The sequence below is a fragment of the Mangrovibacterium sp. genome (assembly GCF_059905295.1).
This window is the reverse complement of sequence record NZ_JBZQJF010000061.1, coordinates 1-3,555: the sequence shown is the minus strand read 5'-3', so window position 1 is coordinate 3,555 and position 3,555 is coordinate 1. Positions and strand designations below refer to the sequence as shown.

Below are 3,555 nucleotides of genomic sequence, written 5' to 3'. Positions count from 1 at the left end.
GAAGACGAAAGTCAGCGGAGTTACAGTCCGCCCCAGTTGGCCACTTTGGTATCTCCCCAAATTGAATGTCAGATATTTTGAATTTCAATTGAAACCCGATTTCTGAATTCTGTAATCATGTCTTTGAACGATGTTGGTATTCTTTCAACCTTCTTTTTGAGCCGAATCACAGATTCGAACTGTGGACCCCGAGATTACAAATCACGTGCTCTGGCCAACTGAGCTAATTCGGCATAAAAAGTGGGTAAGCTACCTGTATCGCACCGCTCAACCTCCTACCCTTGCTGCCTTCCGACCCTGGGGGGATTCAGAGGGAGCTGGTCGTACAGGACTTACCCGGCGACAAAAGTAGAAATTTTTGTATTCACTGCAAACGAATTCACAAATTGCAGGATTATTTTTCGATCCGAATTCGACTAAGCAATTCATGCTCAAAGAAATATTTCCGTAATATTTTTTTCATTTTTTTCAATGAAGCAACCATTTTCCAGCTAAAATATCCGGTTCAAGAGAAGGGCTAGTACGCTATTGCCATCACCGGCTTTTCCCGACTTTGGGAATCATCATATTTTATCTTCGTTTACTTTATATTTCAGTACATCTAAAAATTCGAATATATTTGCGTTAAACATTAATCCAACTCAAATGCAAACTGAAGATTCACCGATGAAACTCGCGTTAACGAATGGTATCTATTATGCGATCATCGTCATACTGATTCAATTAACCATCTGGGCAACAGCCCTAATCGAAAAAACCGGTCTGTTTACCTCATTCTTTGTCTTTTTGATCAACTTAGGAATTTTAGTATTCTTCCTTCTATATTGTACAAAGAAATACCGCGACAACTTACTTGGAGGTAAAATCACATTCGGCCAGGCCTTTGTTTTTGGACTTATGATTGTGGTTTTCAGCAGTATTATTACTGGTTTATACCAATATATTTTAAATCGCTACATTGATCCGGAATACGCTAAACGTATAATGACAGCCGTACAGGAAAAAACATATCAATTCATGCAAAACCATGGTGTACCGGCAGACCAGATTGACGAAGCCATGGTCAGATTTGACGATCAACCAATCCCTTCGGCACTAGAGGCATTAAAAACCTCCTTATTGAGTGGCGTCATCGGTGGTTCAATTATTTCATTAATCACATCGTTAATCATTAAAAAGAATGCCAATCCGGATGAATACGAAGAAGCGATGTCGGAGTTAGATTCCAAAGAATAATTCTTTTCTTTACACAATATTATTAGCAACTAATTCAAAGCCGGTGGATATTTCTGTAGTTATTCCGTTGTTAAACGAAGAAGAATCATTACCCGAGTTGACTGCATGGATCAAACGAGTGATGGATACCAACAATTTCACGTACGAAGTTATTTTAATCGATGATGGCAGTAGCGATAACTCGTGGCGTGTTATTGAAGAACTACACCAAAAAGATCCCGCTGTAAAAGGCATCAAGTTCAGAAGAAACTACGGAAAATCGGCAGCCTTGCATATTGGTTTTGGGGAGGTTCAGGGCGATGTTGTCATCACAATGGATGCTGACCTTCAGGACAGCCCCGAAGAAATTCCGGAACTATACCAAATGATTATGGCTAAGAATTTCGATTTGGTATCGGGTTGGAAAAAGAAACGATACGATCCGGTTTTGTCGAAAAATATCCCCAGTAAATTTTATAACTGGATTGCCCGACGAAGTTCCGGAATTAATATTCACGATTTCAACTGTGGGTTGAAAGCTTACCGCAAACAGGTTGTTAAAAGCATTGAGGTGTATGGTGAGATGCACCGTTACATTCCCATTATTGCCAAATGGGCCGGTTTTAAGAAGATCGGTGAAAAGGTTGTGAAGCACCAGGAACGAAAATACGGAGAAACAAAGTTTGGCTTCGAGCGCTTCATCCGCGGTCCACTCGACTTATTGTCGGTGATTTTCATTTCCAAATTCAGCAAACGCCCCATGCACTTTTTTGGTGTATTGGGCACCTTGGTTTTCATTATTGGTTTTTTGGCATCAGCCTATTTGGGAGTTAGCAAATTAATTGCTGTTGCCAACCAAATTCCGGCGCCCAAGATCATTGAAAGTCCTTATTTCTTCCTTTCGCTGGCTGCCATGATTATTGGAACCCAGCTATTCCTTGCCGGTTTTTTAGCAGAACTTTTCTCCCGAAATTCATCAGATCGAAACAAATACCTTATTGACGAAGAGATTAAATAGCTCAGTAACTGAGCTATTTAATCTAAAGGACAAAAATTCACAGCCTTGATAAAACAGAAACTCAACAATTTTCCTTTTGCCCCTTCTTCATCTCCTGTTTTCTACGGATGGGTCATCCTGGTAGTCGGAACGATGGGCGTTTTAATGAGTGCTCCCGGCCAAACCTCCGGTGTTTCAACCTTTACCGACCACTTAATCCAGGTGTTCGGAATCAGTCGGGATCAACTTAGCACTACCTATTTAATAGGAACGATCAGCAGCTCATTAGTTCTCACCTACGTGGGGAAGCTTTACGATAAGTACGGAGCTCGCTGGATGGGAATCCTAACTTCGGTGTGCCTTGGGACAATTCTTTTCTACATGAGCCAATCGGATCGGATTGCGCTGTTCCTGGGGAATTTACTAAACCTGCAGGATGCTCAGTTCTATGTTAGCGTAGCCGTATTATCCATTGGCTTTTTCCTTTTACGCCTGTCGGGGCAAGGAGCCATGACCATGATTTCGCGCAACATGATTATGAAATGGTTTGTTGTAAAACGTGGGTTAACCGGTGGTATCAGCAGCGTATTTGTATCGCTTGGATTTTCCTTGGCTCCGTACACCTTCGACAAAATTATTGAACACTTTACATGGCGCGGAGCCTGGATGCTCATGGGTGGCACTGCCATCGTTCTGTTTAGTTTGATTATCCTGCTTTTTTACCGCGACAATCCGGAAGATTGCGATTTGATGCCCGATAATATGGCGGAAAACCCGGAGCTGGAATCATCGGTAAAACACAAAGCACAGAAACAATACCGGTTGAAGGAAGCACGTAAAACTTACGTCTTCTGGCTCTACGCTATTTCGTTTGCCATTTATGCGCTGATGATAACCGGCTTTGTGTTCAATGTGGTTTCAATATTCGACAAGATTGGTATGAACAAAGCCGATGCCTTGTTCATTTTCATTCCGGCCTCTGCAATTTCAACGGTTATCACCTTGGCTGGCGGTTACCTGAGCGACTATTTAAAATTGAAAGTCTTACTGATTATCTACCTGGTTGGATTAGCCGCGATGGCCATCAGCATCCCGTACCTGCAAAATCCTTTTTTCTACTATTTGCTCATTGCAGGAAATGGTATTGCCACCGGTATTTATTCTGTGTTGATCAGTGTAGCCTGGCCTCGTTTCTTCGGACGAGAGCACCTGGGTGAAATTAGTGGATTTGCCATGTCGCTCATGGTGTTCTTCAGTGCTGTAGGACCTTTGATTTTCAGCTCGTCGCTGTCTCAATTTGGCTCATACAGTGTTGCAGCCTGGGCTTGTTTTGGAGCATGTGT

General features: G+C 42.2%; 3 protein-coding genes, 1 tRNA gene and 1 other RNA gene. 3 read left to right on the top strand and 2 right to left on the bottom strand.

The annotated features are described in order from the left end of the window. Positions 1-159: 159 nt before the first annotated feature. Together AC37HE_RS03470 and ffs are read right to left on the bottom strand one after the other, a co-directional pair. A tRNA-Thr gene (locus tag AC37HE_RS03470) sits at positions 160-233 on the bottom strand. Between the two features lie 6 nt (positions 234-239). Next, an RNA gene (gene ffs / locus AC37HE_RS03465) (signal recognition particle sRNA small type) lies at positions 240-338 on the bottom strand. Positions 339-666: 328 nt separating this feature from the next. Here ffs and AC37HE_RS03460 point away from each other — a divergent pair. The 3 genes from AC37HE_RS03460 to AC37HE_RS03450 all read left to right on the top strand — a co-directional run. Beyond that, complete coding sequence (locus AC37HE_RS03460) at positions 667-1,236, top strand: DUF4199 domain-containing protein (protein WP_500781390.1); 570 nt, start codon at positions 667-669, stop codon at positions 1,234-1,236. 43 nt (positions 1,237-1,279) lie between these two features. After that, positions 1,280-2,233 carry a glycosyltransferase family 2 protein gene (locus AC37HE_RS03455; protein ID WP_500781389.1) on the top strand — a complete coding sequence of 318 codons (954 nt, stop codon included), beginning with the start codon at positions 1,280-1,282 and terminating at the stop codon, positions 2,231-2,233. Positions 2,234-2,278: 45 nt separating this feature from the next. After that, on the top strand, positions 2,279-3,555 hold a 1,277-nt coding region (locus AC37HE_RS03450; RefSeq protein ID WP_500781388.1), incomplete at its 3' end, for an MFS transporter.